The organism is Micromonospora sp. WMMD710 (assembly GCF_029626045.1).
GTDB lineage: Bacteria > Actinomycetota > Actinomycetes > Mycobacteriales > Micromonosporaceae > Micromonospora.
This window is the reverse complement of record NZ_JARUBD010000001.1, coordinates 4,719,205-4,739,099: the sequence shown is the minus strand read 5'-3', so window position 1 is coordinate 4,739,099 and position 19,895 is coordinate 4,719,205. Positions and strand designations below refer to the sequence as shown.

The window sequence follows — 19,895 nt, the reverse complement described above, 5'->3', positions numbered from 1 at the left end:
GCTGCTGCACGCTATTCATGTAGCGTACGAAGCTGCTCCACATCGCATTCACGTATGGGTCATCCCTGATTTGATCTTGCCGGCCATTTAAGTCGTCCGTCAAGAAGTTTCCCGCGACTGTAAGCTCGTCTTGTATTTCTCCCGACCTGCTTAGGATGTCCGCGTGTCTAACCGAGGCTCCTCCCAGGATCTCACCCTCTCGGCTTTGGTGTCGCTCGGCTGTGTTTCTAATTTGCAAAGCCATGAATACGATAAAATTGCGATGGGGGTCTTGAGAGTGGAGCATCCTTGCCGTTTGGTAAAATGCATCAGCGAGACTTACCGTTTCCTGTGTGTCGTTTGGGTCGCCTGCTGCGCCTGGTGCAACCATTAACTAGCCACTTTCTATGAGTTGAGAGACGGTTGGCGTCGATAGGGTGTCGGTCGAGGTGGGCCGTCAAATCGGCCGAAAGAGCGCTCCGTCCGGGGGCGACGCCGCGTGCGGTCGCTAAGGTAACGGATTCTGTGGGGATGTTGGTTCACTGTAACTGGATAGGTCCCTGATTCGAGACGCGTGGGAGCCGCCCGTGACAGCCATCGACCGCCGGCTCTGCTTGGCATCACCACCTAACGACTTTGCCGGGGCCCTGGGGTCCCGCTGGACGCTGGCCGGATCGCTGACCTGCGTCCCTGCATCCGCGACGAACCCCAACGAGCGCTTCCCCATCCTGGACATCATCACCAGCCACCCGGACACTCACGGAACTTGATCAGAGGCCCTGCGAAGAGCCCCTCGCCCGCAACGATTGCTACCTGCCGCGTTGCTGCTGGTGCCGCTCTACGTGCTGTCGCGGTGCCGGCGGAGGTGCGGCATTCGAACTGGACGAGGGAGATGCTTGAGGACTGGGAGCGGGCGGCCTGACGCTCGACGTCATGCCCGCTGCACGTCGGGCCTCGTCACTGGCTGCCCAGAGGCCCCGAACAACCTGAGCTCCAACTTTCGGCAGGAGTCTATCGACAAGTTCATCCCGTTCCGCTTCTCGTTTCTTCATTTGGGCGTCCCAGTGCTTATCCGAAGCAACTAATTCTCTATAATTCCTTGATTCCAGGCGATCGACCTCCAATCCGGTCGTGTTCCATTCAGCCCTCTGCTCTGCGGCGAGCATTGGGCCTAGGCCCGGAGCTTCCCGCAACCGAGCCACGCGACGATCGCTAGATTCATTCAATCGGCGATCACGTTCTTTCATCGCCTGCTGGACTTCATTTAACCCATGCGCATTCAGTGAGTTCCATTCGTCGTTTTTTGTTTTTTGTAGATCTTCGGTCGGTGGACGTTTAACTTGGCTAATTATCTGTTGGCCCAAGGTGGCGGGTTTGGGATTCGGTTGTGACATTTTACATTCCTTTCAACCGTTCGGCTCCACAGCAAGAGTTGACTTGTGTCGGGAGGCTGGGGCGATCGTGCCTCCAAGCGGGCGCGGCCGCAGTTGTGTCCAACAGTTCAACGGATCAACCCGGGACACAGGTTCAAGGGCCGAGCGGCAAAATACGCAGCGAGGCCAGTGCTACCTGGCCACGGCGCTCGACCACGACGAGCGCATCGTCGCGGTCGGCGTCGGCCCCACCATGGGCGAGGCGCTGCTGCGCCTGGCCCCGCCGGCCCCCGTCGAGGTGGTCGACGAACCGCCGTTCTAACTTGATCTTTAACCTGTGCGGCGTGGCCGGGGATTGACAGTCTTCGTCTTCTTTGTGGCCGATGTTTTGGCGTTCGTGGTGGTCGCGATGTGGACGTCGTATCGCGGGGTGGGGTGGGTGTTGCGGCGGCCGGGTGGTCGCCCCGGGCCTGGCCGGGCGGGTTTGGGTGCACCGGCCGGGCAGGTCGCCTTCGCGCGGAGGTGCCGAAACCCTCGGCGGACGCGGGCGGGTGACAGACGCTGCGGTGGTGCGGGTTGCTCCCAGGGGCGGCGCAGGTCGGCGGCGAGGGCGCGGGCCAGACGGAGCTGGGTGTAGGCGGCGAGGATCAGCCAGGTCCATAGGTCGGCGGCTTGCGGGGTGCGGATCTTCGGGCAGGTCCAGCCGAGGGTCTGTTTGAACAGGCGGAACGTGTGTTCGATGTCGAAGCGGCGTAGGAACGTCTGCCAGAGCAGGTTCACGTCATCCGAGGTGGCGTCGACGCCGGACCACCACAGCCACACCGGCTTCGGTGTAGCGCCGCTGGGTAGGTGGTCGACTTCCAGGCGGATGACGGTCCCCTCGATGACCGGCAGTACTTTAGCCGCGGCGGTCCAGGCGGATCGGTGGGTCAACCGAGGGTGCAACCGGTCCCAGGCGCGGGCCCACGCCGTGCCGTAGAGACGGGTGTCGGCGACAGTGGCCGCGTCCGGCTCACCCCAGGTGGCGGGATCACCGAAGACGAACTCGCCGCCGTGGCGGGGCGGACGGCCGACCGTTCCCGGCCGCCGAGGCGGCACTGCCCGACGCAGCACCCGATCCGATCGCATTCGCGCGAGGACCTGCACGGGCAGGTCACGCAGGAGGAACGCCAGTCGGGGCGCGTCGTAGCCGGCGTCGGCCACGACCAGGATCTCCGCGTCCCCAGCCTGCCACTGCCCGGCCGCGATCAGACGCCCCATGTCTCGCAGCTGCCCAGCGGTGACCGTGGCCGCGTCGTCGCCAGGCGCCAGCCGCACCGCGTCCAACGGTGCGGTCCACGAACTACGGCCCGACTCCAGGGCCACGACCATCGAATACGGCCAGCCCGGGATCATGATGGTCTGATCCTTGCCGCGTCCGTAGGTGTGACACAGGATCCGCTGTGGTGAGGTGTGCGCGTCCGGCCGCAGCCAGCAGGTGATGTCCACCGCCAGGACGAGACGGCCGTCGGCTGCCCGGGGCAGCGGCACCCCAGCGAGAGCGGTGCGCAACCGGTCAATGTCCAACTTCCCGCAGGCGAGGGCGTCATACAACGCCCCGTGACCCCGGCGGTGCTCACCCACCAGCGACAACTCCACCAGCGACCGGACCGGCCCGTCGGCGCACAACACCGCGTCGGTCAGGTCGAACAACGCGTCAGCCCGAGCGGTCAAGCAGTCGTAGAACTCCCGCCGGAACCGGTCCAGGTCCCCAACGGCATCAGCCGAACCACGGTCATGCACACTGATCACCAGAACAGCCCTTGGTTATTGATGTTCTTCCCTAGACAAGAAGATCATCAACCAAGGGCTGTTTCCGTGATCGTTCGGGGTCCCCGCAGGACCTCAGAGGGTTAAAGATCAAGCTAAGGGATGTCTCGTAACTGGGTGAAGGCGTTGCCCTGGGCCGGGCCGGTGGTCAGCCGGTGAGGATGATGTTGTGGAGGTTGGCGATGCCGGAAGCGGCGTCGGTCAATGTGTGGCCGGCGCGGCGGTAGTCGCGCAGGATCTTGAAGTTCTTCATCCTGGCCAGGGCGTGTTCTACCCCTGCTCGAACGGTGCGGTGCTCGACGTTGAGGGCTTGTTTCCAGTCCGGCAGCGAGCTGCCGTCGGCGGGTTTGCGGTACGGCATGATCACCTCAGGGTTGCCCCGGTAGCCGCCGTCGGCCATCACCGGCCGCCCGTCGAGCTTCTCCTGGATGCCGCTGGTGCGGTAGACGATGGTGTCGTTGCGGTTGCCGGGCTGTGGGTCGCCGACGGCGATGACCAGGCGGGTGGAGGCGTCGATGGCGACCTGCAGGTTTGTGGAGTAGCGGTAGTTCTTGCTCCGGGCGGCCAGCCGGTGATCGCGGGTCGGGACCAGCGTCCCGTCAACGATCGCGATCTGCTCGACCGGCCGTTTACGCACCGGCGCCAGGGCCAACAGCGGTGCGAGGGTGTCGATGACCCGGTGCGCCGCGGAGTGCGACACCCCGAACAGCGGACCGATCTGGCGCATCGTCAGGTTCGTCCGCCAGTACGCGGCCACCAGCAAAACCCGATCGGCGAGGTCAAGAGCCCACTGCCGGCCCGGCCGACCGTCAGCTATGCCGTCACCGCCACGCTCGGCAACCAACCGGACCAGCGTGCGGAACTGCGGTGGCTGCAGCCCGGTGAACGGGAAGATCCACTCCGGGCGAGCTGCCGTGATCACCTGCACCCCGGCATCCTGCCCGACCATCCCCAACGGACAGACACCAGGGTTACGAGACATCCCTTACTGGCACCTCCTCCGCACGGGCTCTGCGCTGGTTGAACCCGACGGCGGTGGCCCTGCGCCAGCATACAGCCATTCCCGAGGCGGCGGCCTTCGTGCTCGCCTATCGGCAGGCGACCCTCGAAGCGTGCAACCATTAGCCCGTGGATCTCATCACCACGGCGACGAGCACCGACGAGTCCGAACGAGCAGCGTCCGTCGCGGTCCTTCCAGTCGGGAGTTTCGAACAGCACGGCGCCCACCTCCCGCTGCTGACGGACACCATCGTGGCATGCGCGATTGCGAAGGCAGTCGCCGAGCGCTACGGCCTCTTTCTGCTTCCGCCCGTGACGATCTCCTGCTCCCACGAGCACGCCTCGTGGCGTGGAACGGTCAGTATCAGCGCCACCACCCTCGCCGCCGTGGTCGTTGACATCGCTGACTCCCTGCGTGAATCGGGCATCGACCGGCTCGCTGTGATCAACGGCCACGGCGGGAACTACGCGCTTGCCAACATCGTTCAGGAAGCCAACGTCGCCGGACCGAGGATGACCCTGTTCCCCGCTCGGGCCGACTGGGACGACGCTCGAGTTGCCGCCGGCCTGCACAGCACAGCCCACCAGGACATGCACGCTGGCGAGCTCGAGGTTTCGCTGCTTCTGCACGTTGCGCCGGAAGTGGTGCGTGATGGCTTCCAGCATGCAGACCACCTAGCGGACGATCGACGTCACCTCCTCACGCGGGGCATGAGTGGCTACACCACCAGCGGCGTCATTGGTCTGCCGTCCCACGGCACCGCGGCCAAGGGCAGAGCCGTACTCGAAGACCTTGTTCGCTCCTTCGCCGACCACTACGGCCTCCTGCCTAGACCCAAGGCATGACCAGGAATGATGCTGGACGAGAGCTTCTGTTCGCATCGACGTTGCCCCCCGGGAGAGCGATCGAGCGGACGCAGTTTGCAGGGTGAGCCGGGAGCAGGGACAAGAAGCTCGGACGTAGAGTCGGCGACGTCTGGGCACACACACCGGCCCGGAAATCCGAGCCCTGGCGGTGGCCGCGCCGGTGTCCCCGCGACCGGTTGACGAGCCCGCCGTCGTCCGGCCCGCGTGGAAGTTGTTCGAGGAGGACCTGTGAGGCTGGGCGACAGGATCGCTGAAGTGTCGGTGGACGACGCCGTCCGCGCCTCCGTGAGTTATGACCAGCTGCGTACCGGTGATGACGGCCTGTACTGGCTGGAGACTCGCCCCGACGCCGGCGGGAGTACGACGGTGACACGGTGGCGGTCCGTTGAGGGCAAGCATGATGTCAGTCCGAAGGGCTTCGATGTCGCCAGCGGCGTGCACGCGTATGGGGGCGGATCGTTCGCTGTCGTCGAGGGGACGTTGTGGTGCGTCGGCGGAGATGGCCTCTACCGGAGCCGTCGTCACGGCGATGAACTCGAATTGGTCAGCCATGGATGCTTCGGTGACCTGACGATCGGCGACGGCGAGTTGCTGGCTGTGCGGGAGTCGGAGCAGGGTGACCAGCTCGTCGCGGTGTCGCTCACCGGTGCTCCGCAGATGCGAACTCTCGTCTCGTCCCGGGGGTTCCTCGGCGCGCCTCGGCCGGGTCCGGGCTCGTTGGCCTGGACCGCCTGGAGCGAGCACGACATGCCCTGGGACGCGTGTGAGGTGTGGACCGCCTCCTACTCACCGCACGGTGGGGTCGAGGACCCAGTAAGGCTCGCCGGCGGTCCGGATGAGTCTGCGCTGGAGCCGCAGTGGGGACCCGGCGGGGCGTTGTACTTCGTGTCGGACCGCAATGGCTGGTGGAACCTCTACCGGTGGAACGGCCTCCAGGCGGAGGCGGTGGCGCCGATCGAGGGTGAGTGCGCTGCGGAGCCGTGGGAATTGGGTTACGCGTCGTATGGCTTCCTCGACGACGGTCGGATCGTTATGGCGGTGCAGGAGGGGCCGCGACACCGGCTTGTCGTCATCGAGCCCGATGGCACTGTTCGCCCGGTCGACCTTCCGTACACGTCGATCAAGCCGTACCTGGCCGTTCGAGGGACGACGGTGGCGTTGATCGGATCATCGCCGACCGTAGCCCCGCAGATCGCGCTCGTAGACATGGCTGACGCTGACCCCCAGGTGGAGGTGCTTGCCAGGCCGGAGCACGCCGGACTCGACCGCACGCGGGTATCGACGCCGACGGAGCTGCCCGTTCGAGTGGCCAGTGGGCGGGAGGTCCTTGCCCTGGTGTATCCGCCGACGGGCTCGGCGGCGGACTGGCGGGCGCCGGTGATCGTCCGGGCGCATCCCGGGCCGACCGCGTCCTGCCTGCTGCGCCTGGACTGGCAGGCGCAGTTCTTCACCAGCCGTGGGTTCGCCGTTGTTGATGTCGACTATCTGGGTAGCACGGGGTACGGCCGGGTGTTCCGGGAGTCGTTGTACGGCCGGTGGGGTCTGGACGATGTCGGCGACTGCGCGGCGGTGGTGGTTCACCTACTATCGACGGGACGGGCGGTGCCGGGTCAGGTGTTCATCCGTGGTGCCAGCGCCGGCGGATACACCGCGTTGCACGCGGTGGCCCAGGACGGCCCGTTCGCCGCTGCCACCGCCGTGTCGGCGATCGTGGATCCTGACCAGTGGGCGCAGACGGTGCCCCGGTTCCAGCGGGCGCACGCGATGCGGCTGCGGGGTGGTGCCGGCCGGGTCCGTGCCGCTGCTGTCCAACGGCCGGTGCTGCTCATTCATGGCACCGTCGACGAGGTGGCCGTGGTCGAGGATGTCCGCGACCTCGCCGACGAGTTGACGTCTCTCGGCATGGCACCTGAGGTGTTGCTTCTTGCCGATGTCGGACACTATGTGGCGTCGTCCCGTCGAGCGGGCGCGGCGCTGGAGGCGGAGCTGGGTCACTACCGCTCGGTGATGGCGGATGCGGTTAACGACTAACGGGGGCTACACGGCCGCCAGCGGTAGTCGGTGACGCACGTACTCGCCGAACTCGCGGACCTCCGGCTCGCACCGGTAGGGCTCGAGGTCGGCCTGCACCTCAACGATGCGCTGCAGGCAGCGGTGTGAGGTGGTTCGTGCGGCGTGGTCGACTGCCTCGCGTGCGGTGGCGCAGGCTTCGTCGATGCGGCCGGCGGTGGCCAGCGACGAGGCCAGGAGCGCGGTGTCGATGGCGAGTCGCCGGACGTGGGTGGGGCTCAGGGCGGTGAGGGCGTCGCCCAGGTGCCGTTGGGTGTGCTGCGGTCGGCCCAGGTCGTGGAAGCAGTGGGCGATCTCGTCGGCGAGGTACGCCGCGTCGAAGTACCCGATCCACGCCGGCTCGTCCTTGGGCTTGGCACGGTCCAGTTGCCTTTCCGCGATGTCGAGGTGGGTCAGGCAGTCGTCTTCGCGTCCGAGGCGGGCCTGCGTGCGCGCCACCACTGCGTGCAGCGCGGCTGCCACGGCGGGCGTCGCCTGGGTCTCGCTTCCTCTCACGGCCGTCAGCGCCATCCGGCGTGCCGGCTCGGGTTGGCCGCAGTGCAGCGCGAGGTGGCCGATGTTCACGGCGAGCAGATAGCTGCCGTACAGGCGGTCGTCGGCAGCTTCCGTCAGACGTAGAGCGCGGAGGTAGCGGCGCTGGGCGAGGCCGTGGGCGCCGGTGTCGACCGCCTGGTACCCGCAGAGCTCGAAGAATCCGGCCGCCAGCGTGTAGAGGTGCCGGCCGACAGTCTCGGAGGTGGGAGTGTTCGCCAACAGCCGGTTCAGTTCGCCTTCGACGTACCGCTGCACCTGCGCGTGGACTCGTCCGGCGCCGTGGGTGTGGTCCAACTGCCGGAACATCGTCAGAGCGGTCTCCGCCGCATGAAGATCCTCTTCGTCAACATGGTCGGGTGAATTGGGTCGTCCGGCCACGGGCGGCCGGGGTTCCGCCGCAGCGTTCAGCCAGTCGAGGGCGGCGCGGTCGAGAACGCCGGGCTGGAAGGGCACACGGACGACCATGCCCGTCACCCCGGGTTTCTCCTCCAATTGGGTGGGCAGCAGGGGGTCTGCGTTGCCAGAGCCGTTCGGGGAAGTTGCCCGCTTGCTCTCGCTGTTGCGGCTTTCCTCGAGAAGGGGCAGCAGGCGGGTCAAGGCCCCTCCGGCCTGCAACGCCCTGTCGCAGGCCTCGACGAATTCCCGGGATGGGAAACGGTCCGCTGTCTCGATTCGACGCACCAGGTCGGCGCTGAAGCGGATCATCGCGCCGAGTCGCGCCTGGGAGAGGTTGGTCCGCTCCCGCAGCCGACGCAGCTCGGCTCCGAAGAAGTGGCGCTCGGACAGGGACGGCTGGAGCATCCGCGGGGTCTGGCCCATAACACCGCCTCCTCGTGACTGTTCGCACCACTATGGCGATGATCAGCGTGACTGTCGCGCACCTAGGGTCGCTCGGTGTTCAGTGCGGCGTAACCACGAACACCGAGATGCACAGGTACGAGAGACGCTCACCGGTGGCGCACATGCGGACAGCCGCTTCGTCCGCATGCTCGGCATTCACTCCACCGACTCGACGGGCGATTGTGGAGACGTCCCGTTGGCTGCTCGTCAGATACGCCACCGACTTAGCACGGGAGGCTGCAGTGCAGGAGGAGTCCGCTCCGCGCCGAGATCTTGATAAACGGCGGCACCCCGGCCTTCCCGCCGCACGAACGATCATGCCGATGGGCATCTGGGCGCTTACCCGGGCACCCATGAGCGCCAGTAGGAGGCGACCTTCGACCGGCACCACATCGACGTGAGATACCCGTGTGACTTGGCGAGTCCAGCGGCTTGACGCTCTGTTGAGCCCGAGAAGAGCGGTACGGCGGACCACCCGATCGGGAGGTCCTGATGGAGAGGGAGAGCACCGGAATGAGTGTCGACACGGCGAGCGGCGAGGACCTCCATGCCGCGATGGTCGATCAGCTCGTCGCTGATCACATGGAGAAAGGGCTGGTCATGCGGCCCGAGGTGGAGGCGGCACTACGGTCCGTGCCACGTCATCTGTTCACTCCGGATGCCGCGCTAGCGGAGGCGTACCGGGCCGACCAGGCCGTGGTGACGAAGCGGATCGGCGACGAGGCGGTCAGTTCGGTGTCGGCGCCGTGGCTCATCGCGGAGATGCTCGGTCAGGCCGCCGACGCCGTCGACGGTGGGCTGGCCGGCCGGCACGTCCTGGAGATCGGTTCCGGCGGATACAACGCCGCGCTGCTGCGCGAGCTGGTCGGCCCGTCGGGCTCCGTCACGACCATAGACATTGATCCCGAGGTGACCGGCCGGGCCGCTGCCTGCCTCACCGCGGCGGGTTACGACGACGTGGCCGTGGTGTGCGCGGACGCCGAGCAACCGGTCAACCCGGGCCGTTCATACGACCTGATCATCGTCACGGTCGGCGCATGGGACATCTCACCGGCCTGGACCGCGCAGCTCGCCGAGAACGGAACGCTCGTCGTGCCGCTACGGACGTTCGGGATGACCCGCTCATGGGCGATGCGTCGGACCGGCGATCGGCTGGTCAGCCACAGCCAGCGGTTGTGCGGGTTCGTGTCGATGCAGGGCGCCGGGGCGCATGACGTGCGGTACGTCGACATCACTGACGGGGTGCACCTGCGGCTGGACGAGGATCAGCAGGTCGATCGTCGCGCTGTTAAAGAGCTGTTGGCGCAGCCGCAGACGCAGGCATGGGCCGGGGTGAGCCTGCCCCCTCGTACTGTCCTGGCTGACCTCGACCTGTGGCTGGCGTCCCGCATCACCGATGCGGGACAACTTTTCGTTGTTCTCACGGCTCAGCAGGAGGCCGTGGATTCCGGCGTCGTCGCCCCGGCATGGCGCTTCGGCACACCGGCCGCCCTCAACAACGGCGCGTTCTGCTACCGCTCGACGCTGCGCTGGAACGACGACGACATGTTCGACCTCGGCGCCTGTGCACATGGGCCCGACGCCGCATCGGCGGCCGGTCGGATGGTCGGACAGATGCGCGCGTGGCTGGATTCGGGCAGCCCTTCACCGGTGTTGCACGTCCTGCCCACTGGTACTCCCGACGGCGACCTGCCGGCCGGGACGGTGTTGGACAAGCGGCACAGCCGCTTCGTCCTCACCTTCACCCCCGCATAGAAGGGAAAGCACGTGAACGACACCGACACCGACACCTCGGAGTTCGCCCTGGACGTCAGCCTGGTCGACGCCGGCCCCACCGCCGACGGCTACGCCACCGCCACCGACGACGGGTGCGGCTCCGGCAACACCGGCTCCAACGCCTGCACCACCAGGTGCGACGGCGGCAACTGACCCATCCGTTCCTCTCATGATCGGGCCCGGCGTCGAGCACGCCGGGCCCGACGATTCGGTGGTGCCTCATGGTTCCCGCAAGCAGTGCGGCGCTGATCAGAATCGCCGCCTACCCCAAGGATCTCGTTCTGCCACCCTGGCCCGACATGGCCCACGGTCATCCAGATCAGTGGCGCGAGTGGCTGGACAAGACGTGGACGCTGCCCGGATTCGCGGCAGCCGTTACCGGCGCGGCGCCGCAGCTGGCCGACCAGATCCAACGCGCGCTGAGCGGGGAGCCGGTGCCTCCGCAGCGGCTGCGGCGCCTGTTGCAGTCAGCGGTCCGGTACCTACTGCGCTGGACCACCCGTGCGACTCCGTTCGGCACGTTCGCCGGTGTCGCCCCGGTCCAATTCGGCGCTCGCGCGGCGGTCCGTCTGGACGACGCCCATCGTGCGGTCTCCCGCTCCGACGGCCAGTTCATCACCGAGCACACCGCACGGGCCGAGCAGAACCTGGCAACTCTGCGCACCGTCGCGGTGGTGACGAACTCGCTGGGATACCGGCGCGGCGACAGGTGGGTGCTGCCCTGTGCCCACGCCAGCGCCGATCGGCGGTGGGACGTCGAGGTCCGCCTGACCAGCCCGATTCGGGCCGCGATCCAGGCGGCGCGGTCCCCGGTCAGGTTCGCCGCACTCGCCGCGACGATCGCCGGGCCCCCCAGCATCGCCGACGCCGAGCGGCTGCTGGCCGACCTGGTCCACACCGGGGTGCTGCTATCGGCCCTACGCCCACCCATGACCGCCACCGACCCGGCCGCATACGTCGCCCGCCACTACGTCATTCCGGAGCCGGGCAGCCGGACCGCCGTCGATCTCCGCGCCGACATCGCGGTGACCCTGCCTCCGCCGGTACTGCAGGAGGCGGAGCGGGCCGCGTCCACGCTCGTGGCGGTAGCGCCACCACCTACCCCCGGATGGGTCGAGTACCACGACGCATTTATCGAGCGATGGGGCCCAGGAGCGGCCGTTCCCGTCCGTGAGGTGCTGAACGTGCTGGGTCTTCCGGCCGGCTACCGGGGATCCACTCGCCGCGCCCCAGCGCTGTTCACCGCCCGCGACCGGCTGCTCGGCCAGCTCGCGCAGCAGGCCGCACTCGACGGCTGCGCCGAGGTGGTGCTGGACGACGAGCTGATCGACCGGCTCCGCTGGAATGACGACCGGCCGCCGATCCCGCACAGCGAACTGCGGTTCACCCTCACCGCCGACACCCCGCGCGACCTGGACCTCGGCGCGTTCACCCGGACGGTGCTCAGCGGGTCCCGCCACGCCGGGGTCGCCGCGGCCCGGTTTCTGCACCTGCTCACCCCCTCCGAACTCGCCGGATTCCAGCAGGTCTACCGGCATCTGCCGACTGCCCTGCCCGGCGCGGCCCCGCTGCAGCTGTCCGGACCACCCCTTGACGCCCGCCTCACCGCAGTAGCCCGGACGCCCGAGCTGCTGCCAGTCCTCCCTGTCGGCGACTTCCACCCGGCACCGCCGCACACGATCGAGGACTTGGCGGTGACCGGCGACGGCCGCCGGTTGTGGCTGGTATCGCTGACCACCGGTCAGCCCGTCGAGCCGCTGCTGTTCAACAGCGTCCTGCTGCCTACGCTGCAGCAGCCGCTGATGCGGTTCCTGGCTGAGATCTGGACCGCCTGGACGGCACCGTGCAGCCGGTTCGACTGGGGCCACGCCAGCGGCCTGCCGTTCCTACCCCGCCTGCGGCGGGGACGCACCATCGTGCACCCCGCGCGCTGGATCGTCGACCACACCGCGCTTCCCGCTCAGGGGACAGCATGGGCGCAGTGGTGTGACGCCTGGCGACGACACCGCCTCCAACGGCACATCCCGGAGCAGGTCCTGGTCGGCGATGACGACATCCGCCTACGCCTCGACCTGGACGACCTCGCCCACCTGGCGGTCCTACGCGACCACCTCGACCGGCATCCCCGCACCGTGATCACCGAGGCTCCAGGGCCAGCGGGCTGGATCGACGACCGCCCCGCCGAACTTCTGCTAACCCTCACCCACCCCGCGCCGGCAGCCCGACCAGCCCGACCAGCCACCACTCTGCAGTACTGGCCTGGGCGGTCGCAGTGGCTGGAGGCGCACCTACATGGTCGGCTTGATGACATCCTGGCCGACCTCGCCGGCCGCTCGGCCGACCACCTACCGGCCGGCTGGTGGTTCCTGCGGTATCACCACCCCGAGCCGCACCTGCGGCTACGCATCCCACTACCGGACACCGGCCGGTTCGCCGACATCGCCCGCCACCTCGCCGGCTGGGTGCAGAAGCTGCACGATGACGCGCTCGTCCACGACTACAGCCTGCACCCGTACCGCCCCGAAACCCGCCACGGCGCCGCAGCGACCCTCGCCGCCGCCGAGCGGGTGTTCGCCGCCGACTCCCGCGCCGCCCTGCACCGGCTCACCGGCGACCGACAGGCCGCCACCGCCGCCGGGATGATCGCTATCGCTGACAGCTTCACCGGCGACGGGCCGCGCTGGCTCGCCACCCACGTCGCCCACCGGACCGGCCCCCGCCTCGACCCCGCCCAGCTCGAACACGCCCGACGCCCAGTCCATGACGACCGGCTCGCCGCAGCGCTGGTCGCCTACCGCTCCTTGGTCGCCGATGACGGGCTCGACCCCGACGAGGTGCTCGGTGACCTGCTGCACCTGCACCACGCCCGCATGATCGGCGTCGACCCCGCCTCCGAACGGCACTGCCTGCGGCTGGCCCGCACCATCGCCCGCACGAGCCTCGCCAGGCTCAAGCCGTGACCACGGGACAGTCCCTCGCCGACGGCGCGGCCGGCATCGCCCTGCTGCACCTGGAAACCGGCAACCGGCCGGCAGCGTACGAGGCACTGCGCCATGCCACCGCCGGTGGCGTGAGTATCAGCGACGGAGCCAGCCTCTTCTACGGCGCTCCCGCGCTCGCCTTCGTCCTCGCCGGCACTGACCATCCGGGGCTCGCCCCGGCACGAGCGGTCACCGCCGACGGCACCGCCACAGTGACACGCCGACGACTCGACACTGCCCACCGACGCATCGACCGCCACGAGCAGCCGCACTACGCCGAGTACGACCTCATCCGCGGGCTGACCGGGCTCGGCGTCGTCCTGCGCAGGCTCGGCGATAACGAACTGCTCCGCCAGGTCCTGGACTACCTCGTCCGGCTCACCGAACCGCAAGGCGAGCTACCCGGCTGGTGGTGCTGGAACGGCCCCGAACGCCGCCAGCCACCGCCCCCCGGCGGTCACGTGAACCTCGGTATGGCCCACGGCATCACGGGTCCGCTGACCCTGCTCGCCCTCACCCTCCGCGACGGCATCACCGTCGCCGGACACACCACGGCGATCAACCGCATCAGCCGATGGCTGGACGCCTGGCAGCAGCACACCGACGGCACGATCTGGTGGCCGCAAACCATCACCCTCACCGACCTACACCGCGCAACACCGACCCAAGTAACCCCACTGCGGCCGTCCTGGTGCTACGGCACCCCCGGCATCGCCCGAGCCCAGCAACTCGCCGCACAAGCCCTGCACGACATCACACGGCAGCGCCTCGCCGAGGCCGCCTTCACCACCTGCGTCACCGACCCCGAACAACTCCGACGGCTCACCGACCGAAGCCTGTGCCACGGCACCGCCGGACTGGTGGCCACCGCCCGCCGGGTCGCTTCCGACGCCCTGACCTCGATACCCCTGGCGGCCGTAGAAGATCTCCACCGGCAGACCGCCCCCACCCCCAACGAGCCTGAAGGGCTTCTCATCGGCAAGGCAGGAGCCGACCTCGTCACCGCCGCCACCACCGCCTGGGACGCCTGTCTCCTCCTCACCTGACGAAAGAGCCACCGTGAACCACACCCCCTGGCACCAGGTCAACATCACCTTGCCCGGCCACACCGCCCGAGAGCGAGAGCAACAGGCGGTCACCCACCTCAGCCGAGTGCTTCCCGCCGCCGAGACCGCCGGCCTGATCACCTCCTGGTGGTTCATCCGCAAAGGCGCCTGGCGCATCCGCTACCTCCCCACAAACAGCCCAGACAGCGGAGAGCAGGCCCGCCGGCTACTCACCGAAGGGGCCACCTGGACCGGCGACATCTACGAACCCGAAACCCACGCCTTCGGCGGCCACGACGCCATGACCACCGCCCATACGCTGTTCCACCACGACAGCCGGCACCTCCTCACCTACCTCCACGAGCACCCCACCACCCGGCGCGAACACTCGCTGATCTTGTGCACCGCCCTGATGCGCGCAGCAGGGCTGGACCTCAACGAGCAAGGCGACGTCTGGTCCCAAGTCGTCGAGCACCGCGCAGCACACCTCATCCAGTCACCCACAACCGATGCCCCAAGGTGGGAGAGGTTCACCGGAGACGTTCGAAGCCTGTTGCTCGGCGCACCTCGCACCCCCGGCGACTGCCACACCGCATTCGCACGCGCCGGCGCAGCTCTACACCGCCAACGGGAAAGGGGCACCCTCACCCGTGGTCTGCGGGCAGTAATCGCCTTGCACGTGATCTTCCACTGGAACAGGCTCGGACTGCCCGCCATCACCCAGGCCATCCTCGCCCGAGCGGCCCAGGAAGCCATCTTCGGCCTGCCCGATAAAATTCTGCCAGACCCGGCCACGATGGCGACGACGACACCAGTACCGCGGCAAACAGCCCAACACCAGCGAGGACACCGACTCCACCAGGTGCGGCCGGAGTGCTAGTGCTGCCCTTGCCTCTCGCTGGTTGCGCTGAACGTGGGGTGGGCCGGTCACCGCAGTGCCCGGCCCACGCCCGGTGGGTTCACCAGCCGCTAGCGATTTGTGTGCGGGTGCCCAGCAGGCCGTTGGCGGCGCCGGGGTACATCCAGAGGATTCCGGTGGAGTTGTCTCGGGCGACGATGTCCGGTTTGCCGTCGTGGTTGAAGTCGGTCAGTCCGAACGAGGTGTAGCCGCCCCAGCCGACTCCTACCTGCGTCACGCCTGTCACCGGGACGTCGTAGAGGCGCAGGATGCTGATGCTCGCGAGTCGGGTGTAGATGTCCGGGGTGGTGTCACCGACGACGTTGGCAATTCCGAACGGGGTGAAATCGGTCGTCCAGCCTCCGCCGAGCCCTACCCGGGCCGTCTTGCCGCCCTTGAGGTCCCCGGGGTAGTTCCACATTTGGCCGGTGGAGTCGGCAGCGATGACGTCCTGGTAGCCGTCTCTGTTCCAGTCGGCTACCCCGAATGGGCGGTAGCTGCACCAGCCGCTGCCGAGGAATGTGGGCGTGGGGCTCAGGTCGTTCGTGGTGCCGAGGAAGACCTGGAGGTTGCAGGAGGTGTTATCGCGAACGACGAGGTCTTGGTATCCGTCGTGGTCCATGTCGGCGATGCCGAGGCTGGTGAATTGGTTCCATCCCGTCGACACGAGGCTGGGAGCGGTACTGAGCTGATTGTCTTGTCGGTGGTATTTCCACAGGTTGCCGCTGGTGTCGGCGGTGTAGACGTCGGTCTGCGGGGTGCCGGTGCCGGGCGGCGTCCAGGTCGTCGCGCCGAACGAGGTGAAAGGTCCGGTCGCGGCGGCGCTTGCCTGCGCTTGCTGCGGCGTGAGGGCCCGGTTCCACACCTCAAGGTTGCTGAGCATGCCGGCGTAGTAGGCGGTGGGCGCGCCCAAATACTTGTAGCGGCCGACGACGAATTTGCCGGTGCTGGGCCAGGTCGGCGTGGCGGTGAACTGGGCGCTGCCCTTGAGTTGGTTGTTGACGTAGAGGGAGATGGTTCGGGTGTCGGCGTTGTAGGTGGCGACGAGGTGCGTCCAGACGCCGAGTGCGGTGCCGGCCGGGGTCACGACTTGGGTGTAGGACCAGCTGCTGTCGGTGTTGCCCAGGCCGAAGCGCCAGGTGTTGTCGCTGGCGTTGTTCCAGAGCAGGAAGCGTGAGGCGTTGGCGCCGTCCTCGCTGGCGATGACGCCGCCGGCGCCGGTCGGTTTCGCCCATACCGAGATGCTGAACGATTTGGTGGTGTCGATCAGCGGTGCGGCGTTGTAGAGCGCGCTGTTGCCTGCGGATTTGACCTGGGTTCCGGTGGCGTCGACGTTGAGGAACAGGGCGGGGCTGAAGAGTTCGTCGCTGCGCCATCTGGCGTCGATCGATACCTCGGCCTGGTCGGGGTCCTCGAGGCTCAGTGCCTTGCCGCCCGACACGTCTTCGGCGGTGGTGACCTGGGCGTCCTTGTTATCGTCGAGTTGCCAGGTGTGTTGCGAGGTGATGAGGGTCTGTGGCGGCTGCGCGGTGATGGTGGCGCTGCTGGCTTGCAGGTTGCTCACCAACCACATCGTCGTTGTCGCGCCCGCGCCGATGGTCGCGAGGTCGGGGGTGCCGTTGAGGTCGAAATCGGCGCTGCGCAGCACGAGTGAGGCGCCGGTGTTCCAGCCGGAGTTGGCGAGGATTCGCGGCGTGTACGTCAGCTGTCCGGTTTCCTCGCTGAAGGTGAGGTCGGACCACAGGTGTAGTGCGCCGGTCGTCTTGTTCCACAGGAACATCGCGGTGCCGGTGCTCATTTGTGTGGTGGCCAGCGTCCAGTTGTTCCACGCGGTGTCACCCGCGGGCGTGAGGGCTCCGGTCGAACGCGACATAAAGCTCGCGGAAATCTCGCCGAGGCTCGGGTAGTAGGTCAGTCGATACCCGGTGGACGGGTCGCCGCTGGTGCCGATCAGGTCGGGAAACTCGAAGGCACCTCGGCGGCTGTCTCCCGCGTTGGCGAGTTGGATCGGCAGCTGCCCATATTCGTCCGCTAGCTGGTCGGTCAGGAGGTTGAACTGGCTGACGCTCAGGACCGGTGTCGGTGCGGATCCGTCGCCGTTGCCGGCGGTGACGCTGCCGGTGCCGTTGGTGGGGTAGTAGGCCAGGACGTCTTGAAGGCCGGTTCCGGTGAAACGTCCGGTGATTACTTGTGCTCCGTCGAACTCTGCGGGCGAGTTGGTGTCGCTGAAGCCGTTGCCGCGGGCGCCGATGTTGGTGATCCGCGGATTGACACCGGTGGTGCCGTTGTTCTCGGCGAGCCAGATACCTGGCTTGAGGTTGTTGACGGAGCCGACGGTGACGAGGTCTGGTCTGCCGTCGCCGGTGAGGTCTGCGTCAACCGCGCGCATGGTCGGCCGCACAGAGTTGAATATCCAGGGTGTGGTGTCGCCGAAGTTCGCTCCGTTCGCGGTGACGCTGGTGACGCTCAGGGTGTTGGTGAAGCGGGTCGGGGTGATGGTGATGGTGGCGTCGCCGTTGGCGTCGGCTTGCCTGGTGAGTGGGGGCATCTCGTTGAGCTGGTAGGCGTAGCTGGTTGGTTTGGGGCCGTTCAGGGGAGCCTTGACTTGGAATGTGGCGGCCTCGCCTACTTTGCTCGTTTCCGGCGGGATCACCGTCGGCGGTGCCGCACGTGTGGCGTCGAAGGTGAACCGGCATGTCACCGACCAGGCGCTGGGCTTGTGGAAGTCGGTGACCTGCACTGCCCAGGCGAAGGTCGTGACCACTGGCTTGCCGGCGGCGTCCTGTGAATTCTCCCTGAGTTTGTCCAGAGGAGCGATGCGGACCGCAGTGCTGCCCGACGGGTAGGTGAGCAGGTTCGGGTCGCTGGTGACAATGGCCTTCTGGGCGGGGTCGCTGTCTTTCCACAGCTTGAAGCTCACGCCGAGCGTGCCACCGTTGGGGTCGGACACCGGGGCGTAGAGCGTGACTTCGGTATCACCGACGACCGTGGGGGTGGCAGCCGCGCATGCCGTGGTGGGAGCAGTCTTCATTCCGGTCGGGGTGTTGGGCGTGTGGTTGTAGCGGATGGTGAGGGTAGGGCTGGTCGCGAGGAACTTTTTCCAGCTCTCGATGTCGGTGGCTTCGTTTTCAGCCACCATCCACAATGTGCGGACCGCCTTTTGGTTGGCGACGTCGGTTCTGATTTGGCCGCTGATGTCGAAGGAGACACCGTCGGCGGGGCAGCCGCTGTAGCCGTAGGCAAAGCTCTTCGAGGCGATGGCGTTGCCCTTGCTGACGCCTTCCCAGTAACCCCAGGTGGCGTTGGACTGGGCCAATGTCGTGCTGGGGCCGTAGATGTTGACGGTCTTGGCGGTGCAACTCCACGACCACGTATTAGTGATCTTAAATTGTGCGTCGAGGATTTCCGCACCCTTCAACGTCCCGTAGGGCACGGGGAAGTTGATCAGCGTGTTGCGGCGTTGGCTGCCGGTGTTGCCGACCTGCATATGCCCATCAGGGTCGGGAGTGTTCTTCCAGTAATTGATCGACTGGTGCTGATAGGAAATCGTCGCCCAGCCGGACATGCTCTGCCCAACTGGCGTCCAATTGAATGTTGGGTCGATGTAGACCGGGTAGACCGTCTTCGGGTCGGCCAGCAATTTGTTGTTCGGCGTCAGGTTCAACTTCCCGGGCGTGACCGTCACGTCTACCGCGGCGGTCTGGGCACCCGGACCCGGGGCGACAACGGTGGAGACGGGTGCACGAGCGGCCGGGGCGGTGCCGGTGGAGTCCCACATGGCTGGCGCCGGCGCGGTGAGGACGGGCTGGTTCGCCCGGTCCCGGCCGGTGATATTTCCGACCTCGTCCGAGGTGAGGGTGACGCCCGTGGTGGTGGTGGTCAGCTCGATGCTGGCGAGCTGGGGGTTGGCCGCCGCGGCGGAGTTCTTGACGACGAAGACGTGGGAGAAGGAGCCCTCGCCAGTAACCCGAATGACGAGGTCCACGCCGGGAAACACCTCGGTGTACGTCGCGGTCGGGCCGGAAAGGATCGGTGCCGGCAGCGCCGGAGCGACGGCCATGGCGAAGTGTCGGTCGCCGCTGGTCATCTCGGCGAAGGGTCCGGCTCCGCCGGCAGACACGCGGACCGGTGTTGTCGTGACGGCCGCGGTGATGCTGCCGTCGGGGTGCCGAACCAGCGTTGGGTCGAGGTTCTTCCACTGGCCATCGACGCGTTTGCGGGTTGGCACGGCGCTCTGGGTCAACTCGACCACGCCGTCGGGGTTGGCGGTGACCGTCGTGGTGGGTGAGCCCGCGGCGGTGGCCTCGACCGGCTTGCCGGAGTTTTTGGCCTGCGCCATGGCCTGGTCGACGCCGAGTGACGCGCTCGTCGGAGCCGCAGGTTTCGCCGAGGTGGAGGCCGAGGCGGCTACGGGTGTGGCGGTCAAGGTCATGATGGTGCTGGCGGCGAGAACGCTGGCGGCCACGCCTGCGGCGGTGACCGTCCTGTGGCTTCTCGCCCCGTAGGTATGCCGTTTCCCGGGCATGAAGAGGTGCCTCCCCCATGGCTGTTGTCCGGAGCGCGAGGTCCGCGTCCGATGCGGCCACAGTGAAGCACCGCGTCCCGTCTTCGAGGAACGGCCGCCTCACGCGGGCTGTCCTTTTCGAAGTCACTGGAGCGCTTTGCTCCCCCAAGCATGATCAATCGTTACCTGCCCGTGACCATCTGGGTCGTGGGACGTGAA

The 19,895-nt window shown here is 67.4% G+C and carries 12 protein-coding genes; 8 read left to right on the top strand and 4 right to left on the bottom strand.

Annotation, left to right across the window (positions count from 1 at the left end):
• Positions 1 to 1,440: 1,440 nt before the first annotated feature.
• On the top strand, positions 1,441 to 1,674 hold the full coding sequence (locus O7620_RS21815; RefSeq protein ID WP_278123553.1) for a hypothetical protein: 234 nt from the start codon (positions 1,441 to 1,443) through the stop codon (positions 1,672 to 1,674).
• 8 nt (positions 1,675 to 1,682) lie between these two features.
• On the opposite strand, the gene O7620_RS21810 is transcribed toward O7620_RS21815, so the two are convergent.
• Together O7620_RS21810 and O7620_RS21805 are read right to left on the bottom strand one after the other, a co-directional pair.
• A complete protein-coding gene (locus tag O7620_RS21810; RefSeq protein ID WP_278124805.1) occupies positions 1,683 to 3,143 on the bottom strand; it encodes an NF041680 family putative transposase in 1,461 nt (486 codons plus the stop codon).
• A gap of 166 nt (positions 3,144 to 3,309) precedes the next feature.
• Positions 3,310 to 4,089: a transposase family protein gene (locus O7620_RS21805; protein WP_278124804.1), complete on the bottom strand. Its 780-nt coding sequence runs from the start codon at positions 4,087 to 4,089 to the stop codon at positions 3,310 to 3,312.
• A gap of 200 nt (positions 4,090 to 4,289) precedes the next feature.
• On the opposite strand from O7620_RS21805, the gene O7620_RS21800 reads away from it, so the two are divergent.
• Both O7620_RS21800 and O7620_RS21795 read left to right on the top strand, forming a co-directional pair.
• The gene (locus O7620_RS21800) at positions 4,290 to 5,006 is read left to right on the top strand and encodes a creatininase family protein (protein ID WP_278124803.1); all 717 of its coding nucleotides are present in this window, start codon (positions 4,290 to 4,292) and stop codon (positions 5,004 to 5,006) included.
• A gap of 561 nt (positions 5,007 to 5,567) precedes the next feature.
• Positions 5,568 to 7,058 carry a prolyl oligopeptidase family serine peptidase gene (locus O7620_RS21795; RefSeq protein WP_278124802.1) on the top strand — a complete coding sequence of 497 codons (1,491 nt, stop codon included), beginning with the start codon at positions 5,568 to 5,570 and terminating at the stop codon, positions 7,056 to 7,058.
• A gap of 6 nt (positions 7,059 to 7,064) precedes the next feature.
• Here O7620_RS21795 and O7620_RS21790 read toward each other — a convergent pair whose 3' ends face one another.
• Positions 7,065 to 8,450: a helix-turn-helix transcriptional regulator gene (locus O7620_RS21790; protein ID WP_278124801.1), complete on the bottom strand. Its 1,386-nt coding sequence runs from the start codon at positions 8,448 to 8,450 to the stop codon at positions 7,065 to 7,067.
• A gap of 534 nt (positions 8,451 to 8,984) precedes the next feature.
• Between O7620_RS21790 and fxlM the strand changes: the two genes are divergently transcribed.
• The 5 genes from fxlM (at position 8,985) to O7620_RS21765 (ending at position 15,154) form a co-directional block, all read left to right on the top strand.
• A complete protein-coding gene (gene fxlM, locus O7620_RS21785; protein WP_347403801.1) occupies positions 8,985 to 10,226 on the top strand; it encodes a methyltransferase, FxLD system in 1,242 nt (413 codons plus the stop codon).
• A gap of 12 nt (positions 10,227 to 10,238) precedes the next feature.
• Positions 10,239 to 10,400 carry an FxLD family lanthipeptide gene (fxlA, locus tag O7620_RS21780; RefSeq protein ID WP_278124799.1) on the top strand — a complete coding sequence of 54 codons (162 nt, stop codon included), beginning with the start codon at positions 10,239 to 10,241 and terminating at the stop codon, positions 10,398 to 10,400.
• 68 nt (positions 10,401 to 10,468) lie between these two features.
• A complete protein-coding gene (locus O7620_RS21775) occupies positions 10,469 to 13,207 on the top strand; it encodes a lantibiotic dehydratase (protein WP_278124797.1) in 2,739 nt (912 codons plus the stop codon).
• Entirely contained in the window at positions 13,204 to 14,274 is a 1,071-nt protein-coding gene (locus O7620_RS21770) for a lanthionine synthetase C family protein (RefSeq protein ID WP_278124795.1), read from the top strand. The genes O7620_RS21775 and O7620_RS21770 overlap by 4 nt, the downstream gene beginning before the upstream one ends.
• 13 nt (positions 14,275 to 14,287) lie before the next feature.
• The gene (locus O7620_RS21765; RefSeq protein WP_278124794.1) at positions 14,288 to 15,154 is read left to right on the top strand and encodes a thiopeptide-type bacteriocin biosynthesis protein; all 867 of its coding nucleotides are present in this window, start codon (positions 14,288 to 14,290) and stop codon (positions 15,152 to 15,154) included.
• Positions 15,155 to 15,233: 79 nt separating this feature from the next.
• On the opposite strand, the gene O7620_RS21760 is transcribed toward O7620_RS21765, so the two are convergent.
• Complete coding sequence (locus tag O7620_RS21760; RefSeq protein WP_278124793.1) at positions 15,234 to 19,637, bottom strand: LamG-like jellyroll fold domain-containing protein; 4,404 nt, start codon at positions 19,635 to 19,637, stop codon at positions 15,234 to 15,236.
• Between the last annotated feature and the right edge of the window lie 258 nt (positions 19,638 to 19,895).